An 18,729-nucleotide genomic window follows, 5' to 3' on the forward strand; every position below is an offset into this window, starting at 1 on the left:
AAAAACTTACTTCTATTTTTCCTTGCTCCTAATTTAGGGATATGATAATGTATAATAAAAAGAAGTATTAACTGCAACTTTTAAAATAAATGAAGGATAAACTTCATTATCGGAAGGATTAAAAATAATGGAGCGACCAAATTTTAAATTGTTAGTTAAGGAAAAGTTTTCACAATTATCACCAGGGCAAAAAAAAGTAGCGACTTATATGATTGGAAATCTAGAGGAGTGTGCTTTTAAAACTGCTTTCCAAATTGGAAAAAAAGCTGATGTAAGTGAAACAACAGTCATTCGTCTCTCATATGCACTCGAATTTGAAGGCTTCAGTGATATGCAGTTATGTGTTCAAAATGAGTTTCTTCATTTAAATAAAGCCGATTTTATAAAAGAAAAAGAAGAGATTAAATATGCGGAAGTTCAAAATACTTTTACAAAAATTATTGAAAATGAAGTAAATATTTTAAGAAACTTATTACAACCTTCGAATCTAGAGGAAATTTCAAAAGCTGTTGAAGCAATTACCTCTGCTGATCAAGTATTAATAGTTGGTCATCGTGTATCCCACATAGCAGCATATTGGTTTTCGAATACATTAAGCACAATAAGAGGTAACGTAATGTATTGTTCACCAGCAGGTGACTTTTATGAAAAGTTTTGTAATTTAACAGAAAAATCAGTTGTTGTTGCATTTTCATTTCCAAGGTATGCAAAAGAAACACTTACAATTGCAGAATGTACGAAAGAAAATGGAGTAAGTTTGATTTCGGTTACTGATCGATTATTATCTCCAATTGGTCGAATTGCAAATATTGTTCTAACTACAGAAGAAAATGTAGAAAGTGGTTCTAACTCGATCGCATCAGTTATTAGCCTATTAAATTTAGTGATTGCCGGATTATATGAAAAAGACCAAAAAAGAATTCAAATGTATCAACAAAAATTGGAAAAAATCTATTCTACCTATGAAGTATTTATAGAGTAAAAACAGTTAGGAGAAAATCTTATGAATCCACAATCTTTTCTTGAGTGTAATAAAGAAAATATTTTAAAAACTTATCAAGATTTACATAAGCTAGCAGAGCCTAGTTGGCATGAAGAAAAAACAGCAAAGTATTTAAGAGAACGACTGATTGATGCAAACGTTCAGATCAAAACGTTTAAAAATCATTTTGGATTTATTGCTGAAATTAAAGGTCAAAATGATACAGTTGTTGCACTAAGAGCTGATATGGATGCACTAGTTCAAGAAGTAGATGGTGTTGTAATGCCAAATCACTCATGTGGTCATGATGCTCATAGTACGATGGTTTTATTTGCAGCGTTGGCTATTTCAGCAAGTGGAATGAAGCCAAAACATACGATTCGATTTATTTTCCAACCAGCTGAAGAAAAGGGTGAAGGAGCACTTCAAATGATGGAAGATGGAGCATTAAATAATGTCATTTCATTGTTTGGCGTACATTTAAGACCGGAAAGAGAAGTGCCTTTTCAAATGGCGTCTCCAGTGATCATACATGGCTCTGCTGAAACGATTAAAGGAACAATACGAGGAATTCAGGCTCATGCATCTAGACCTCAAGATGGTATTAATGCAATAGAAGTAGCTGCTGAAATTGTAAGTAAATTAAAACAAATAAATTTAAATACGAATATCCCTCATTCAATTAAAATGACGCAAATTCAAACTGAGAATGAAGCATCAAATACGATACCAGAAACGGTAAAGTTTTCACTTGATGTTAGAGCGCAAACAAATGATATTATGAATCAATTAAACGCTCGTACTGTTGAGGTTTTTGAGGAAACGATGATTGAAACAAAAGCGAAGATTTCGTGGTCTATGGAAGAATTTGTTCCAGCGGCCGTACAAAACGAACACGCAATAAAAATTACCGAAAGAGCCATTGCTGAAATGATAGGACGTGAAAACGTAGTGCCTGAATGTATTTCAAATGGGGGTGAGGACTTCCATTTCTATACAAGTAAATATCCTCAAATTGCTGCCACAATGGTCGGTTTAGGATGTGGATTAGCTCCGGGGCTACATCATCCTCATATGAGTTTTAATTTAGAAGCACTACATTATGGAGCGAAAATTTTAACTCAAACAGTTTTATTAGCATCAGAACAAGAACTATTAAGAGGTGAAGATTATGCTAAGCAAACTGAATCAATCTGAAGTTAATTCTGGAATTAAGATCCGTTCTCTTCATTCAATTGAAGAAATGGAGCAGGTTCGAAAATTAGAATCAAATATTTGGGGGGCTGAGGATTCAATTCCTACGCATCAAACAATTACAGCTGCAAAAAATGGCGGCTTAGTTTTAGGGGCTTATTTTGAAGATAAAATGATTGGATTTCAATATAGTTTTCCTGGATATGATGGACGAAATGTTTATCTATGTTCTCATATGCTTGGAATTGATCAAGAGTTTCGTAATAAAGGGATTGGAAAATTGCTTAAAATTGCCCAACGAGAAGAAGCTCTTAAACTCGGCTATAAACTAATTACTTGGACATATGATCCATTGGAAACGGCAAATGGATATTTAAATATTTCTAAGTTAGGTGGAGTTTGTAATACGTATATTGAAAACTGCTATGGGGAAATGGAAGACTTATTAAATAGTGGAATTCCATCTGACCGTTTTCTAGTTGAATGGCATATTGCAAAAAGGGAAGAGGAAAAGGAGAGTTTGAGACCAATTGATTTAAATGAAGCAGTTAAGAATTCTCTTATTAAATGGGAAGAAAATATTGACGGATTGCCAATGCCGATTCAAAACGATTCCTTTGAGATTAACGATTTAGCCTTTGTTGCAGTACCAAAAGATTTCCGAACAATTAGAGAAACTGATATAAAAATAGCAAGCCAGTGGCGAATGCTTACTAGAGAGTCCTTTAAAAAATTATTTCAAAGCGGATGGAAAGTTACTGGATTTTATAAGAATTCAGAATCAGATATGCCTGTTCATTTTTATGTACTAAAAAAATAGAAAAGTATTATAAAGGAGAGTTCGGAAATGAAAATTAATAAAGTAATATTACGCCATATGAAGCTAGATTTATTGCATCCATTTACAACCAGCTTTGGTACTGAGTACGACCGTGAGTTTATTCTATTAGAAGCAATAAGCGAAGACGGTATATCAGGTTGGGCTGAATCTGTTGCTATGCTTGATCCACTATATAATGAAGAAACTTTAAAAACAAACTGGCATATTCTAGAAGATTATTTAATTCCAATCGTTTTAAATAATGATATTAACCATCCAGACGAACTTTCCGAAAAGTATTTTTCACATATTCGTGGCAACTATATGGCCAAAGCTGCAATTGAAGGCGCAATTTGGGATATGTATGCTAAACAAGAAAATATTTCACTTTCAACTGCATTAGGTGGAACTAAAAAGGAAATCGAAGTAGGAGTAAGCATTGGGATACAAGATTCAATCGATTCAACAATTAGAATTATCGAAAACCGACTAGCAGAAGGATATAAACGTTTTAAATTAAAAATTAAACCAGGCTGGGATATTGAACTAATCGATAAAGTACGAAAAGTGTATCCAACTATCCCTTTGATGGCGGATGCTAATTCAGCATACACATTATCTGATATGGACCAATTAATTGCTTTAGATGATTATAATTTAATGATGATTGAACAACCACTTGCATACAACGATATAATCGATCACGCAGATTTACAAAAAAGAATGAAAACTCCAATCTGTTTAGACGAGAGTATTCACTCACTAGAAGATGCTAGAAAAGCACTAAAACTAGGAAGCTGTAAAATTATTAATATTAAAATCGGTCGAGTTGGAGGACTGACTCAATCAAGAAAGATACATGATCTATGCCAGGAAAATGGAATTCCTTTATGGTGTGGTGGAATGCTAGAATCAGGTATCGGAAGAGCGCATAATATTGCGATCACTTCATTACCAAATTTCATTCTACCTGGTGACACAGCAGCATCTGCATTATACTGGGCTGAAGACATTATTGAACCAGAAGTAACCGTAGAAAATGGAATAATCACCGTACCAAACAAACCAGGCATCGGCTACGACCCACACATGCAAAATATTGAAAAATATACAATAGGTACGAAAGTTTATAATAGGAATTAACTGCAAGAAGTATATAAAGAGAAAACACAAACCTCGTTAAGTGTAGGTTTGTGTTTTTTTGAGTGTTGGCTCATGACCCCTTTATGAGTAAGTAAATTTAATGATTTTGGTTTTATACTTACTCATGACCTCTTTATGAGTAAGTAAAATTAATGATTTTGCTTTAATACTTACTCATAACCCCTTTATGAGTAAGTAAATTTAATGATTTTGGTTTTATACTTACTCATGACCTCTTTATGAGTAAGTAAATTTAATGATTTAGCATTAATACTTACTCATGACTCCTTTATGAGTAAGTAAATAACCTGATATATCATTAATACTTACTCATGCCCCCTTCATGAGTAAGCAAATAACATCAATTACCTAAGGTTCGGGGTTTTTCTTTACTCTTAATCTTGCTAATTATCTTTATTCCTTTTCCTTGCTCTTAATCTTTTCCTTTATTCTTTTCACTTGTTCTTCATATTTTTCAATATCATTTAATTCACCTTTACCATAGCGCACAGAGTTATATGCATTGATTAGTTCATCTTCATTTAGTATTTGAATTCGCTCCAACCATTCTTTTAATGTTTCATTTTGGTTTCGACCCATCTTGTATTTAGATGCATATTTTTGAAGTTGAAAGATTAGTTTTCTCATTTGCTCTGTTGGGGAGGAGTGTTTGAAAAGACGTCTTTTTTTACTACTGTTCTCTGGTATTGCACTATATTCAATGTTGATTTCTTGTTGGAACGTATGTTTTTCATTACGTATAAATGCAAGTTTTCTTATGACTAGCCAAATTACGATTAAAGTGATAATTAGAATTAATATCCATACCCAAGTAGGAATCGACTCTAAAATGTAATGGTGATTACGAATATTTTGTGGAAGTTTATCTTCAGCACTTGAGTCGTGACTCAGCTTAATTTTTTTCTCTTTTATAGTGATATGATCTACATAGTTAAAGAGAGGAGTTCCTAAAAAACCAACTGCGCTAAATAAACCGTCTAGTAATTTAAAAATCCCCCATTTTAGAAAAGGTAATATTAACGTAATGATACCAGTAAGCAGGGCTGCTATACTAATAGATACGATAATTCCTCGATAGTTTTTAACGGTTTGTGTAGTGGCTGTTTGTTGCAAGTATCTACCTAAACTAAATAGAATTGTAAAAATGATTATGATCCATAATATCAAGTTTGTATGAGAGTATTGTGAAGTCCAGCCAAAAAAGAGGACTACCAAACTAGTTAAATAAAAAATGATTTGTAATTTATTCCTTTCTTCTATCCATAACGAAGTGTCTTTAAGAAAAGCCTCAAGACGAAAATATATAAAGCTAGCACATAAAATAGATGTAACTGAATTTAAACCAAGAGTATAACTAATTCCTCCAGAAATAATGGCTGCTAAAAACAGAATAACTCGGGATACTTGAGACTTTCGTAATGAATAAAGTAAAAATAGAATTCCAATCATAAAAATACAAATGATCGCCAAAGTAGGTGGCAGTTGATTTTTTGATTCATATATGAATAAAACGAATAAATAGAGTAATAGATATTCTAATGAAAAAAAGTATGCAGAAATTAAACGTAAAATCATTTCATTATCCTTTCGACTAATGTTGTCCAAATGGAACCAGCTTTGGACTTTCTAAATCATCTTGTAGATAATAGATACTTTGGCCCCGTTTTTGCATTTGGGAGAAATAGCGATCTCCATGCTTACAGAACGGGCCACATAAAATAACAACAGGAGATTTTCGTTGTTGCTTTTCTACGTAATGCAATAATCTATCGATTGGCTGTGTCATTCTTGCTCCATTAATTCGGGCAAGTATATCATAAGTTTTACTTAATTGAGATTTACCTCCACCAATAGGTAAATGATAAACAGGAACTCCACTTTCCATGTTCAAATTTAGAAATATTTCATAATTAATATTTTTTATTGCAGCGTATTGGACTATATAGGCTATATTGCTAGCAATTGATTCGATGTTTTCAATTATACTTAATCTAAAAGTATCATGACGAGTATCACGTAAATTTATAATAAATGTAATTGAATAGTCAGCAGTCCGTTCATAAATTTTCGTTTGAAGTACTTGAGTTTTAGCACTAGCTTTCCAGTGGATTCGATGAAATGAGTCTGAATATACATAGTCTCTTGTTCCAATCGGAGCTAAAAAATCTTCAAACATACTAGTATTCGTTACAAAACCACCATATGAGTTAGTTGAAATTATTTGGTCAATTTGAGGTACAGGAATTAAAGTAGGGTAAATAATAATTTCTTTATGTAAAAATGGTTTATAGGTTAAATATAGATGACCTAAACTGAAAAAGTTTGAAATTTTTAATTCTACTTGTTTAATTCTAGTAACACCACGTTTAGTAGCAGAAAGTGGTAATGTAATCTGAATCTTCTCGTTACCTTTTAGTTGAATAGGTAAAATTAGTTCTAAATTCGAATCGCTACTAACCGTTTTAAAGTTTATACCTTCTACTATTGGTTCCAATTTTATTCGAACTGTTGCGTTAATAATTGGTAACCAATTATTTTGGATTATCTTTATAGGCAAATTAATTTGTTCTCCAACTGAAACTCGAATAGGCTCCTTGTCGTTTTCGATTAAAAGGTGATCAGCAATATGTTTTAAATAATATCGACTCATCAGACTAATAATTATTAAAAATCCTCCTAAAAACATTAATAAGTAGGAAGATTGATAGAAATTAATGATTAGAAATATAACCCCAAAAATAATGAGGATATCAAGTGAATTTTTACCATGTATTTCTTTATTCCAAGTCATTTATTGACCAGCTCCAGCTTCTACAGGAACTTCAACATGATTTAAAACTGATTCAACAACTTGTCTAGCATTTTTCTTTAAGGATGCTTCAAGGGTCAAGACTAATCTGTGTGAAAGGAGATAGATCGCAACATCTTTCACATCTTGTGGAGTGACAAATGATCTATTGTTTATATATGCTTTACCTTGTGAAGCTCTCATTAATGCCAATGTACCACGTGGACTAATGCCAAGTTGAATATCTTCATGATTTCTCGTTGAATGAATAATATTTAAAATATAATCCTCTACTTCTTCCGAAATTGTAACAGTCTTCACTTGTTCTTTCATTTCATCAATTTCTTCTAAAGTTAGTACATTTTTTAAATTCGTAAATGGAGTATTTGAACGATATGACTTCATAATGCTTTTTTCTTCCTCGAATGTTGGGTATTCCAAACTAATTTGCATAAAAAATCGATCCATTTGTGCTTCTGGTAATGGAAACGTACCTTGCTGTGATTCGATAGGATTTTGAGTTGCTATAACGATAAACGGGTTTGGAAGAGGGATAGTTTCTCCATCGATTGTTACCTGACGTTCTTCCATTACCTCTAATAAACTAGCTTGGGTTCTAGGAGTAGCACGATTAATCTCATCTGCTAATAAAATATTCGTCATAACAGGACCGATTCGAAGTTGAAAGTCTTGTTCTTTTGGATGAAAAAATTGAATACCTGTTACATCACTAGGTAATAAATCCGGAGTAAATTGAATTCTTTTAAACGAACCGTTTATCGTTTTGGCGAAGCTTTTAGCTAATTGTGTCTTTCCAGTACCAGGGACACTTTCCAATAGAATATGCCCATTATTAATGAGAGCGATGAAGATCATTTCAACGACATCATCTTTACCAATTATAACTTGACTTATCTCTTTCTTTAGTTGTAATAACTTTTCTGATCTTTCCATTGTTCTCTCCTTATCTTTCAAACGTATTAAGAATGATTAAATATGAATTTTAATCTGTTTAAAAATCTAAAAAATTGTTGAATATGCTATTATTTTAAAGTTCAACAATTGTAAAGTCCAATAATTCTCAATTTTAAAAAAAGTATTATAGTAAACTATTAATATAGGTTGATATTTTTAAATAAACACTGTAAAATATAATGTCCGTTTGTTAAAAAATGGAAATTAGAGAAATACCTTTGGAAGAATATAGTTTTTTAATGATTATAAAGAGTATTAAAGAATGATATGGATAAAAATATGACTACATAAAGGTTCCGGATTGTTTTGTCTTTTCCTATACTTTGCATTCCATTGAACCTCGCTTTAACAGGAGAGAAAATGATGAAGAAAATAATTGTACTATTAGTAACCTGTATTTTTGCTTTAATGAGTGGATGTACAAAAAATAATCAAGAAGAACACAAAGTAAAAGAAAATAAACCAAAAACAGAACAAGTTAAAGAACCTGTTAAAGAAATCAATCAGGTTGTTTCGAAGGCGACTGTTGGTGCTGTGGGGGATCTATTAATTCATAATGAAGTTTATGAAGATGCTATGCTTCCTAATGGTGTTTATAATTTTAATAAAATGTTTGATGAAGTTAGAAAAACGATGGAAAAGCCAGATATTTTAGTAGCAAATCAAGAGACGATGATTGGTGGAAAGCAATTCGGATTATCTACGTATCCAGCGTTTAATAGTCCATATGAAGTTGGAGATGCACTTAAAGGGGCTGGGGTTGATTTTGTAACACTGGCCAATAATCATTCACTTGATCGAGGTGAAAAAATTATACAAAGTGCACTTTCTCATTGGAACGCTATTCATATGCCGTATACAGGTGCATTTAAATCACAAGCAGATCATGATCAAATTAGAGTGATAAGTAAAAATAATATTCAATTTTCATTTCTTGCTTACACATTTGGTACAAATGGGATTCCCGTCCCTAAAGGAAAAGATTATTTAGTTAATTTGATTGACCTTGCCAAAATACGTAGTGATGTTGAAAAGGCAAAGAAAATATCAGATGTGCTAGTAGTTGCCATGCATTGGGGTATTGAATATGAAAGAATGCCGAACAATACACAAAAGAATCTTGCAAAACAATTGGCTGATATGGGAGTTCAAATTATTATTGGAAATCATCCCCACGTCCTGCAACCACCGGCATGGATCACTGGAAAAATGGGGAATAAAACAATCGTGTTTTACTCATTAGGAAATTACTTATCAGCTCAAGATGAAATCTATGAGTTAACTGGTGGAATGGCTACAATTGATGTTATTAAAACTCAAACTGATCAAAATGTAAAAATTGAATTGGAAAATCCAAGCTTTTTTCCAACTTATAATTACTATCGTGATAATCGTAATTTTAAAATTATGTCTTTAGAAAATATTAATGATGTCCATCTCAAAAATGGCAAAATGAGATACAACGAAATAATGAACCATATGCGAACATATATAAAGGATTTAAAAAGTATTTCGGAGGTTCAATAAATTATAGTTTTTAATACTCAATAAAAAGGTAAATCTTAAATGAAAAGGGTGATTCGTAAATAAAAAAGGCAAATCGCAATTAAAAATTAAAAATTTAGATAAAACAGTCTCAGAATTGTTTAAAACGAAGCAAAATCATAAAAAACGATCAAAAAAATATAAAAAAAGACTTAATCTAGATTTATTCCCTGAATACGTAAAGCTTGTATACCTACAATACAAGCTTTTTTATGTTCTTCATTCATTAAATAAGTATTTTCTCACAAACTACTTAATAGTTGGGATTTATGAATAGATTTTGAAAATCTGATAATTAAAGGAAGTTGATTTGGTACTTTTCTCGACACCATGGGAAATGTGAGAAGCCATAGACCCTATAATAGTGAACACGACGGAGGCCCATACCCCGCCACATGGAAGTCTTTAAAAAATTTTTAAAAAAATTTGCAGGGTTTTTAAATTTGTCTTCGTCTAAAGTTATGGAAGAGGAAAAGAGGTGATGCAATGGAGTCGGATGAACAATTAGTAAGAAATATAGTAAAGGGGAATCATCAGCTATTTAGGGAATTAATAGTAAGATATCAATCAAAGGTATATGCAGTAGCACTGAAAGTTTCAAATAACCAAAAGGATGCTGAAGATATTTCGCAAGAGGTCTTTCTCCAATTGTATCGTTCTCTCGAAAACTTTAACGGGGAATCTAGTTTGGCCACATGGATTTATCGAATTACAATGAATAAAGCAATTGATTTTAAAAGAAAACAAGTTAAACAACAGGAAAATGAAACTAGTGAATTACTTTCTATTTTACCAGAGGAGAATTTATTATCACCTGAAGAAGCTTTAATAAAAACGATTGATAAAGAACTTATTCATTCATATTTAATTGAGTTACCACAAGCATATAGCGATGTATTGAAATTATATTATTTTGAAGAACTTACCTATGGGGAAATAGCTTTGAAATTAAATGTAGCTGTTAAAACTGTAGAATCACGTTTATATCGAGCCAAACGATTAATTAAAGACAAGCATAAAGGAGGGATCATTTGAAACATTTAACTTTTGATCAACTATTATCGTATCAACAAAAGAAGCTTTCAAATAAAGAATCTCTTTTGCTTAAACAGCATTTAAATGAATGTATCTCATGCCAGACGGAACTTGAACTTCTATATGAATTAGATGAGGAATGGATGAATCCACCTGAATTTCATTTTTCAGATGAGCTAGTGAACGAAATAATGAAACAAACAGAATCAGTACAGATTTCTGAACAAGCTAACGAAAAGACATTTAAAACTAATTCAAAAAAAGTTCGCTTGATCCATTTAGTATTGGCTGCTGCAGCAACATTTTTATTCTTCCAATTTCAATTAACTGAACGTATTACAAATTCAAATCGTCACGTTGTCCAAACGATTGATCAGACGTCTTCGTTAATTGAAAAAAGTGAAAAAATTAAACTATCAATTCCAATTCCAAAAATTTTGAAAGGAAATAAAAAATAATGGAGGTACAAACATTGAAAAAACGTAAAAAATTAGTTTATTTATTATCGATTTTACCTGGTCTTGGCCATTTTTATTTAGGATTAATGAGTCGAGGATTGCAGTTTATGCTGTTATTTTTCGGTACAGTATTTTTAACCCATTTAATTTCAAGCTTTGGATTTTTTATACCAGTTATCGTATTTTATAGCTACTTTGATGCACTTCAATATCATAGTAAATATCGTGAGGACATTGAATTGGTAGATGAGCCAATCGTAAATCATCAATTTAAATTTAATAAGTTTTTAATTGGCTGGGTACTAATCGGTTTTGGTTGCTTATCTTTATTAGAGAACGCTTCTGATTATATTTCTAGACATTACAATATCTTTATTGACTATAATTTAGTTCAAAATTTACTTATCAGTATTGTTTTTGTCGTACTTGGAATTAAATTATTAACTGGAAAGTCGAAAAAAGAAGTATGAGAAATTGGAAGGTTGGTACTATAACAGCAGGAATTATATTAATCGCAATTGGTTTACTATGGTTTCTACAAAATTTTATATCAATTCCTTACTCGAAGATTCTAATTAATGCTTGGCCAGTTGCTTGTATTTTATTAGGAATTGAAATATTACTATTCCATTTAGTTAGAAAAGAAGATTCGCTTCGTTTTCATGGATTTAGTATTTTTTTACTCATATTAATGATGGTTGTTTCAATTATATTTAGTATTGGTCATTTGTTTATGAAAGAAATTGGTTATACGTTTAAATCTAAAAATATTGAAATAAATGATTCACAAACTATTTCTCCATCAATTAATGAGGTTATTATTAAAGCTTCTGATGGAGAGATTAATGTAAATGGAACTGACTCAAGTTCCTTGAAAGTAAATGGTAACATACGAATTCCAGATAGAGATAAAGAAGGCAGTGGGAAATTAGCAGATTTTTATTCGGTAAAAACACTCGGCAACAAAATGTATATAGAGATTAGTAATGATCACAATCAGATCTTTCACTTTGATAATGATAGAGCGGAGCTAAATATAGAGTTGCCTAAAAGTATTTTGACAAACATAAAGGTAGATAATGGATCTGTAAACCTAACAAATAAAGAGAATAAAACAGTCATTAATTCAAATGACGGTCAAATTAATCTTGAAAATGTAACTGGAAACTTAGTTGCTAAAACTAGAAATGGATCGATTAGCTTAACGAACGCTAATTTAAAAAGTGAAAGTGAAATTGCAACAAATGATGGAGAAATCACAATTAAACATATTTCTGGTTATTTAAATGCAAATACGAGTCAAGGTAGAATTTCAATTGACCATGCTAATATGGAAGGAAAAAGTGAAATAGCGACTAATGATGGAGAAATTCACTTGAGTGATTTTAAAGGAGAAATTAATGCAAAAACAAATAATGGTGCAATTAATGTTGAGGAAGCATTATTAATTGGAGATAGCAAAATTACTTCTGATGACGGTGAACTTCAAATCGACTTATTAAAGAACAATAACGTTACAATCAATGCAGAAACAAATGATGGTAGCTTTAGTGGGAATATAGGTTGGAAATCTAAAAATAAAGATGAAAATCATACAAATAAAGCGATTGTTGGAAGTGGAGAACATCAATTAAATTTAAAAACGTCGGATGGATCAATTTACGTAAATAAAAATTAGAAGATTACTATATTTTAAGTTAAGGCCCCAAGCATTGCATGGGGCTTTTTTGTGTTTCTCCTTTATTTCTTGCTTAATGCATTAATGATTGTTTTTGTATTCCACTCCATCATACCTAAGTAAGTGTCACCAGCCTCACCTGGTTTGCCTAAGGAATCCGTAAATACTGTACCTGCTATTGGTATACTTGTTTCTCTTGATACTGTTTCCATACTACGTGGATCAACACTTGTTTCGACGAAAAGTACTTTTACATTTTTTTCTTTAATTAAATCAACAACATTTTTTATTTGGCTAGGAGTACCTTGACCTTCAGAATTAATTTCCCAAATATAGCCTGATTGTAACTGATAGGCTTTACTAAAATATTTAAAAGCTCCTTCGCTAGTAATGAGGAATCGCTTTTCTAGTGGTATTTTACTTAATTCTGTTAAAGTATTTTCATGTAGCTTTTCTAACTTTTGAATATACTTATCTGCATTTTTTTGATAATATGATTTGTTTTTTGGATCCTCCTTTATTAATGCATCACGTATATTTTTAGCGAAAATGACTCCATTTCGTATATCAAGCCACGCATGTGGATCTGTTTCACCTTCTAATCCATTTGATTCTAAGTAAATAGGTTTTACATTTTGACTAACCATATAAACTGGAGCTTCATTACCGGATTTATTGGAGCTTTTTAAAAGTTTATTAAACCAAGAATTCCCTTGTTCAAGATTTAAACCATTATAAAAAACAACATCAGCGTCAGTCGTCTTCATTAAGTCTTTTGGAAGTGGATCATATTCATGGGGGTTAGCCCCAATTGGAACTAAACTATGAATCTCGACTTTATTTCCTCCAATATTTTTCACAAGATCGTAAATAATTGAATAAGTAGTAACTACTTTCAGTTTGTTATGATTGTCGACATTTTTATTTGAACAAGCTGACAATGCCAATATGAATACTAGTATCAATGGTATTAGTTTCTTAAAAATCCTCATGAGCATTACCTCCTTTATTTACTTCTGAAATGAAATACTTTTTCTATTTTTCTTTGTCTTTATTAGTTTCCATACTAAGCCTTGAGATGGAGAGAAGAAGAAGGCTATCGTAAAGAAGAATGCTGCTACAAGTACAATTGTTGCCCCAGAAGCCAAATTGTATGTGAAACTAAAATATAGTCCAATTACAGATGAAAATATCCCTAACGAGGCAGCTAAATAAATCATGATCCAAAGTCGATTCGTTAGTAAGTAAGCAGTTGCTGCAGGTGTTATTAACATTGCAACGACAAGAATAATACCAACAGTTTGTAAAGAAGCTACAGTGACTAAGGTTAGAAGAACCATTAATCCATATTGAATCCATTTTGTAGGTAAACCGTAGCTTTGTGCCATCGTCGGATCAAACGTTGATACAAGTAATTCTTTATAAAATAAGTAGACTAGGCTAATTACAACAATACCGATACAGACCGTAATCCACATATCAGAAGAACGGACTGATAAAACATTTCCAAATAAAATATGATATAGATCTGCGCTACTTTTCATAAAAGTGACGAGAATGATTCCGACTGCAAATACTGATGTAAACATAATTCCAATTGCCATATCATGTTTAATGCGACTATTTTGACTAACAAATCCGATACCAATGGCCGTTAAAATACCTGTAACAACAGCACCTATAAAAAAGTTAAATCCTAACATGTATGAAATCGCAACACCTGGAAGTACAGCATGTGAAATAGCATCTCCTATTAATGCCATGCCCCTTAAAACAATAAAGCAACCAATGACTCCACAAATAATGCCTACAATTATTGAAGTAAGCAATGCTTTTTGTAAGAAATCATACGTCATTAATGCTTCAAAAAAATTTATTACACTCATATTAAACTTACCTTTCCCCTTTCAATTGAATAGAATGGATGATTTGTATACGCTTTAGAAATGACTGATGGATTAAGTACGTCTTCGACCGATCCATATTGAATTAGTCGTTGATTTAGTAATAATAATTCGTCAAAGTAAGTTTGAGCCTTAGTTAAGTCATGATGAACTACGATGATCGTTTTACCTGCATCACGCAATTCTTTTAAGATTGAAATAATTGTTTCTTCACTTGTCATATCAATGCCTACAAAAGGCTCATCTAAAAACAAAATTTCTGTATTTTGTGCTAATGCTCTTGCTAAAAATACACGTTGCTGCTGACCACCGGAAAGTTCTCCTATTTGTTTATTTTTATATGCTTCCATTCCTACTTTTTTTAAACAGTCAGTTGCAAGTAATTTTTCATTTTTTTTAGGCTTTCTAAAAAAGCCAAGATGAGGGAATGTACCCAATAGGACAACATCTAAAACAGTAATCGGGAAATCCCAATCGATATGATTTCTTTGTGGAACATATGCGATCAGTTTTCGATTTGCACGTATTGAACCTCCGTTAATTTTAATCGATCCTTTATCACGTGGAATTAATTCAAGAATTGCCTTAATTAATGTTGATTTTCCTGCACCATTCGGACCAATGATCCCAACAAGCTTACCTTGTTCTACTTCAAAAGAAACTTCTTGAATAACAGGATTTCCAAGATAGGATACATAAAGCTCGTCAATAGTAATTGAATGACTCATAAATAAACCTCCTTTTGCGCTTGTCTATATTTTTTGTGTTAGGGCAACTTTTTGATCGAAAAAATATTGATTTAAAGCATTATATGTAAGGGAATATTAAAAGATGATTAGAAATGTTTCCTTCGTACAACTTTTTTTGATTTATCAAAATTGTAATTGCTATCATAAATTTTGTAAAGAATAAAGTTAAGATCTTTTTTAAGTTAAGTAAAAAAAGCAAAAAAAAACCTTTAAATACAATTCGTATCAAAGGTAATATCCAGCTAAGGTAAGTGGACAGATTTTATATGACCTAGTTTTAGATAAACACTTTGTCCACTCGCAATGGAAAGCTCTAATTGATTATTTTCTACTTTATTTAAAAGCCCAATTTTCATTGGATCTGTTCCACCATCGAAAATCACAAGCTTTCCAATTTCTTTTTTAAGTTGACTTTCTAAAGATCTGTTTAAAGGAGTAGTAGATGGATGAACTGCTAGAGATTCATCGTTTAAATTATACGGAATAACTTTATGGTTATATGGTGTGATCCATTTTAAATGTGATAAAGAAATATACATAGTATGAAATACAGGTGAGTAAAACACTAGATAATCACTTAGTACGTTCATAATATACCCATGAAAAGTTATATTACCAGTTACATATATTTCTGAAAATATACCTTTTGCATTTAGTAAAATTTTACGATAAGAAATTGTCTCCATTTCCTGACTAATGGATGGTTCAAGAGGATTCTTTATTTTTTCTATTAAATCAATTTTTTGATATACCATATGGATATGCATCCAAGGAATATAATAATATTTTATGCCATTAAAAAGCACTAAAATATCTTGTCCTAAATCAGTAAGAATTCCTTCGAAAACTACATCTCCAGATAGTTTTACTGAAACTTGTTCTCCAAGTAATGTAGATACATCACTCACTTAGATCTCCTCCTAGAGGTAAAAGTATTGATTAATGTGCGAATACTAATTGTACCCAATAGTATAGTAGAAATAATGTAACGACCGTTGATAAAGGGATAACAATTATTGTGACGCTTAAATAATCTTTCCATTTTACTTTAATTTTATTTTGTTTTAATATGTGCATCCAAATTAATGAAGCAAGAGTACCAATTGGTAATAATAATGATCCCATGTCACTTCCGATGATATTAGCAAGGTATATCGTTTTTAAGGTGATTGGGTCAAGACCCATTTCAGTTAGCGTAATTGTTCCAATCATAAGCGCAGGGTGATTATTAAATAGATTTGATAAAACAGTTACTAAACCGCCCATAATAAAGCTCGCTTGGAATATTCCTTGGTTAACGATTGGTTCACATTCTTTTACTAAAAACTCTGTTAAACCAGCATTATGAAGCCCATAGATAATTACGTACATTGAAAATGCAAAAAGTAATATTTGCCAAGGTGTCTTTTTTAAAATATCTGTAGGCTTTGTTCTTAAATGGTACCATCTCCAAATTAATAAAATTAAGGATCCAAGTACCGCAACTAATTCAATCGGGATTGAAAAGTAAGATGCAACGAATAACAGACATCTCATTAAGAATACGAAGGCAAGAACTTTTAACATAAATTTTGTACGTTTCTTTTTCGTTTCAACTGAAATTTTTGTTTTTAATGGATGGAAGTTTTTTATAAAGAACGATTCTTCAATATCATCTGTTGAAATTGGAAGTTTCTCAGGTAATTTATTTTTTAGAACAACATACATGAGCACTGACATAAACAATAAACCTAATGTTGCAGGGACGAACATCATTGCTGTATGCATATAAAGCGTCATATGGACAATCTTTAAAGCGATTAAGTTTACAATATTACTTACTCCGATTGGAGCACTAGAAGCTGTCGCAATAAGTGCTCCAGATAATAAATAAGGAATTTGTTGGTGTGGTTTTAGACGAAGATTTTTTAATAGAAGGATTAAGATTGGAGTTGTAATTAAAATACTGCCATCATTGTTAAAGAGTAAAGTCATTAAAAAGCATAATAGTTGGATGTACCAATATAATCGATAACCTGATCCTTTTGCCAATGTAACTAGTCGAGCTGCTGACCAATGAAAGAACCCGAAGCTTTCCAAAATTACTGCCATAACAATTGTTGCGATAATTGTTATTGAAGCTCCACCGATTTTCGTAATAATGTCATATAAATCGTGTCGACTAACAATTCCAGTTACTAGAATGATTATTGCTCCAACTGAAGCAGGCCATGCTTCATGAATTCCTTTTGGTCTCCAGAATATGACAGCCATTGTCATAATGAAAACAAATGCTGTCATTGCAATTTCAAAATTCATTTTCATTCACCTTTCTCTAATCGGTAGCATTTTTTTGTGTCCTACTTGTCCGATTAATATATTAATATTCAATTTTAGTATTGATGTACTTAGTTAATAGACCATTTTTTTTAGTTTGTATATTTGTCCACATAGTTGAAATGTCCTGAAATGACATCGTCCTATAGGTACAGTTGCCTCAAAAAATTCAATTTTCAAAAAAAAATAGCCAGCTGTTAAGCTGACCATAATTATATTGGAATATCAATTAAGGAAATCTCTTTCCATTTATATAGTAACAATCTTCTTGATATGTACTAAATGCAATTTCAAACTCTGGAATATGTAAAGTGTTAATATGTTTCTCGATAGTAGCTGCAAAAAGGTCCCTAGTTTCGACTCCACGTTCAAACCACTTTACTTCAATAAATGGAAAGCCTTCTACAATTTCACCATTAAAGACTGAAGTTGAATGGATACAATCAATCGTAAAATTATCTGTTCCACACTCACAAACCTTTGCAAGTTCTTCGATTAATGGCTTACTAATTTTGCAAATATCATCAGTTGAAATCCCTTTAATTAATAATTGAGGCATATATGTCCCACCTTTTTTCTACAATTATAACTTAATTTACTTATGAATATGTTGTATTATATTTTATAAAAAAATACAATAATTGGTATTGATAATCATTTTCAGTTGTGGTAATCTAAGATTAATAAAAGAAGTTTAAGAAATAAGCCATTGTTTTTCTTAGTTCTTCGTTTGTATACACATTAAAAAGTAAAATGTGGAGTGCGACCCTAGAACCCCCCAACCCTATAGAAGAGAAGAACGTGCTAGGACAGTAGTTTTTCTCTTCACCAAATAAATAACCCTGTTTTTTGACGCAGATCATTCTGCGTTATTTTTTTTGTGTGAAAATACAGATTATTTTGTAAAAACCCACAAAAATTATTATACTAATTTACTAATATGTATGTTTCAAAAATGTGAACAAAAAGTTAATCATAATCTAATATTTGTCTAAAATGTGAACGTTGTGAATAACTGAACAATCACGTCGAAGCCTTGAAACATATAGGTTTTTTAGAAAAAATCATATTTTCAATTATGTCTAAAATGTGAACACTCTTTTTTTCCTTCCAAAATGGTA

18 protein-coding genes are annotated in these 18,729 nt (G+C 31.4%); 9 read left to right on the forward strand and 9 right to left on the reverse strand.

Annotation, left to right across the window (positions count from 1 at the left end):
• Positions 1-127: 127 nt before the first annotated feature.
• From B6K90_RS16330 to menC, 4 genes are read left to right on the forward strand one after another with little or no spacing between them, the layout of a single operon-like run.
• Positions 128-982: a MurR/RpiR family transcriptional regulator gene (locus B6K90_RS16330; RefSeq protein WP_088013832.1), complete on the forward strand. Its 855-nt coding sequence runs from the start codon at positions 128-130 to the stop codon at positions 980-982.
• A 21-nt stretch (positions 983-1,003) separates the two neighbouring features.
• Positions 1,004-2,179 (forward strand): amidohydrolase, encoded by a 1,176-nt coding sequence (locus tag B6K90_RS16335; RefSeq protein ID WP_088013833.1) that lies wholly within the window; start codon positions 1,004-1,006, stop codon positions 2,177-2,179.
• Positions 2,154-2,996 carry a GNAT family N-acetyltransferase gene (locus tag B6K90_RS16340; RefSeq protein WP_088013834.1) on the forward strand — a complete coding sequence of 281 codons (843 nt, stop codon included), beginning with the start codon at positions 2,154-2,156 and terminating at the stop codon, positions 2,994-2,996. Before B6K90_RS16335 ends, B6K90_RS16340 begins: the two co-directional genes overlap by 26 nt.
• A 27-nt stretch (positions 2,997-3,023) precedes the next feature.
• Positions 3,024-4,139, forward strand: coding sequence for an o-succinylbenzoate synthase (menC, locus tag B6K90_RS16345; protein ID WP_088013835.1), 1,116 nt, complete (start codon positions 3,024-3,026; stop codon positions 4,137-4,139).
• Between the two features lie 414 nt (positions 4,140-4,553).
• Here the strand turns inward: menC and B6K90_RS16350 are convergent, their stop codons facing one another.
• The 3 genes from B6K90_RS16350 to B6K90_RS16360 are packed head-to-tail and all read right to left on the reverse strand — an operon-like array spanning position 4,554 to position 7,902.
• Complete coding sequence (locus tag B6K90_RS16350; RefSeq protein ID WP_139840746.1) at positions 4,554-5,735, reverse strand: hypothetical protein; 1,182 nt, start codon at positions 5,733-5,735, stop codon at positions 4,554-4,556.
• A gap of 16 nt (positions 5,736-5,751) precedes the next feature.
• Positions 5,752-6,951, reverse strand: a complete 1,200-nt coding sequence (locus tag B6K90_RS16355; RefSeq protein ID WP_088013837.1) for a DUF58 domain-containing protein — start codon at positions 6,949-6,951, stop codon at positions 5,752-5,754.
• Entirely contained in the window at positions 6,952-7,902 is a 951-nt protein-coding gene (locus B6K90_RS16360) for an AAA family ATPase (RefSeq protein WP_088013838.1), read from the reverse strand. It abuts the gene before it with no gap.
• 384 nt (positions 7,903-8,286) lie between these two features.
• Here B6K90_RS16360 and B6K90_RS16365 point away from each other — a divergent pair, with 384 nt between their 5' ends.
• The 5 genes from B6K90_RS16365 (at position 8,287) to B6K90_RS16385 (ending at position 12,639) form a co-directional block, all read left to right on the forward strand.
• The gene (locus B6K90_RS16365; RefSeq protein ID WP_088013839.1) at positions 8,287-9,450 is read left to right on the forward strand and encodes a CapA family protein; all 1,164 of its coding nucleotides are present in this window, start codon (positions 8,287-8,289) and stop codon (positions 9,448-9,450) included.
• Positions 9,451-9,954: 504 nt separating this feature from the next.
• Positions 9,955-10,503 carry an RNA polymerase sigma factor gene (locus B6K90_RS16370; protein ID WP_088013840.1) on the forward strand — a complete coding sequence of 183 codons (549 nt, stop codon included), beginning with the start codon at positions 9,955-9,957 and terminating at the stop codon, positions 10,501-10,503.
• On the forward strand, positions 10,500-10,961 hold the full coding sequence (locus tag B6K90_RS16375; RefSeq protein WP_088013841.1) for a hypothetical protein: 462 nt from the start codon (positions 10,500-10,502) through the stop codon (positions 10,959-10,961). The genes B6K90_RS16370 and B6K90_RS16375 overlap by 4 nt, the downstream gene beginning before the upstream one ends.
• Before the next feature lie 14 nt (positions 10,962-10,975).
• Entirely contained in the window at positions 10,976-11,431 is a 456-nt protein-coding gene (locus B6K90_RS16380) for a hypothetical protein (RefSeq protein ID WP_088013842.1), read from the forward strand.
• A complete protein-coding gene (locus B6K90_RS16385; RefSeq protein WP_088013843.1) occupies positions 11,428-12,639 on the forward strand; it encodes a DUF4097 family beta strand repeat-containing protein in 1,212 nt (403 codons plus the stop codon). Before B6K90_RS16380 ends, B6K90_RS16385 begins: the two co-directional genes overlap by 4 nt.
• A gap of 62 nt (positions 12,640-12,701) precedes the next feature.
• Here B6K90_RS16385 and B6K90_RS16390 read toward each other — a convergent pair whose 3' ends face one another.
• The 6 genes from B6K90_RS16390 to B6K90_RS16415 all read right to left on the reverse strand — a co-directional run bounded on the left by B6K90_RS16390 (position 12,702) and on the right by B6K90_RS16415 (position 18,167).
• Positions 12,702-13,631 carry a metal ABC transporter substrate-binding protein gene (locus B6K90_RS16390; RefSeq protein WP_088013844.1) on the reverse strand — a complete coding sequence of 310 codons (930 nt, stop codon included), beginning with the start codon at positions 13,629-13,631 and terminating at the stop codon, positions 12,702-12,704.
• Between the two features lie 18 nt (positions 13,632-13,649).
• On the reverse strand, positions 13,650-14,525 hold the full coding sequence (locus tag B6K90_RS16395; RefSeq protein WP_088013845.1) for a metal ABC transporter permease: 876 nt from the start codon (positions 14,523-14,525) through the stop codon (positions 13,650-13,652).
• Positions 14,522-15,271, reverse strand: coding sequence for a metal ABC transporter ATP-binding protein (locus tag B6K90_RS16400; protein WP_088013846.1), 750 nt, complete (start codon positions 15,269-15,271; stop codon positions 14,522-14,524). Before B6K90_RS16400 ends, B6K90_RS16395 begins: the two co-directional genes overlap by 4 nt.
• Before the next feature lie 263 nt (positions 15,272-15,534).
• The gene (locus B6K90_RS16405) at positions 15,535-16,200 is read right to left on the reverse strand and encodes a DUF2642 domain-containing protein (protein ID WP_088013847.1); all 666 of its coding nucleotides are present in this window, start codon (positions 16,198-16,200) and stop codon (positions 15,535-15,537) included.
• Positions 16,201-16,231: 31 nt separating this feature from the next.
• Positions 16,232-17,590 (reverse strand): arsenic transporter, encoded by a 1,359-nt coding sequence (locus tag B6K90_RS16410; RefSeq protein ID WP_088013848.1) that lies wholly within the window; start codon positions 17,588-17,590, stop codon positions 16,232-16,234.
• 247 nt (positions 17,591-17,837) lie between these two features.
• Entirely contained in the window at positions 17,838-18,167 is a 330-nt protein-coding gene (locus B6K90_RS16415) for a DUF1904 family protein (protein WP_088013849.1), read from the reverse strand.
• Positions 18,168-18,729 lie beyond the last annotated feature (562 nt).

The organism is Gottfriedia acidiceleris, assembly GCF_002128425.1.
In the GTDB taxonomy this organism is placed as follows: Bacteria; Bacillota; Bacilli; order Bacillales; family Bacillaceae_G; genus Gottfriedia; species Gottfriedia acidiceleris.

Coding starts and splice junctions, on each gene's coding strand:
- menC (WP_088013835.1), top strand. CDS start 3,024: ATGAAAATTAATAAAGTAATATTACGCCATATGAAGCTAGATTTATTG.
- B6K90_RS16350 (WP_139840746.1), bottom strand. CDS start 5,735: ATGATTTTACGTTTAATTTCTGCATACTTTTTTTCATTAGAATATCTA.
- B6K90_RS16360 (WP_088013838.1), bottom strand. CDS start 7,902: ATGGAAAGATCAGAAAAGTTATTACAACTAAAGAAAGAGATAAGTCAA.
- B6K90_RS16335 (WP_088013833.1), top strand. CDS start 1,004: ATGAATCCACAATCTTTTCTTGAGTGTAATAAAGAAAATATTTTAAAA.
- B6K90_RS16395 (WP_088013845.1), bottom strand. CDS start 14,525: ATGAGTGTAATAAATTTTTTTGAAGCATTAATGACGTATGATTTCTTA.
- B6K90_RS16415 (WP_088013849.1), bottom strand. CDS start 18,167: ATGCCTCAATTATTAATTAAAGGGATTTCAACTGATGATATTTGCAAA.
- B6K90_RS16355 (WP_088013837.1), bottom strand. CDS start 6,951: ATGACTTGGAATAAAGAAATACATGGTAAAAATTCACTTGATATCCTC.
- B6K90_RS16365 (WP_088013839.1), top strand. CDS start 8,287: ATGAAGAAAATAATTGTACTATTAGTAACCTGTATTTTTGCTTTAATG.
- B6K90_RS16385 (WP_088013843.1), top strand. CDS start 11,428: ATGAGAAATTGGAAGGTTGGTACTATAACAGCAGGAATTATATTAATC.
- B6K90_RS16340 (WP_088013834.1), top strand. CDS start 2,154: ATGCTAAGCAAACTGAATCAATCTGAAGTTAATTCTGGAATTAAGATC.
- B6K90_RS16370 (WP_088013840.1), top strand. CDS start 9,955: ATGGAGTCGGATGAACAATTAGTAAGAAATATAGTAAAGGGGAATCAT.
- B6K90_RS16330 (WP_088013832.1), top strand. CDS start 128: ATGGAGCGACCAAATTTTAAATTGTTAGTTAAGGAAAAGTTTTCACAA.
- B6K90_RS16400 (WP_088013846.1), bottom strand. CDS start 15,271: ATGAGTCATTCAATTACTATTGACGAGCTTTATGTATCCTATCTTGGA.
- B6K90_RS16410 (WP_088013848.1), bottom strand. CDS start 17,590: ATGAATTTTGAAATTGCAATGACAGCATTTGTTTTCATTATGACAATG.
- B6K90_RS16390 (WP_088013844.1), bottom strand. CDS start 13,631: ATGAGGATTTTTAAGAAACTAATACCATTGATACTAGTATTCATATTG.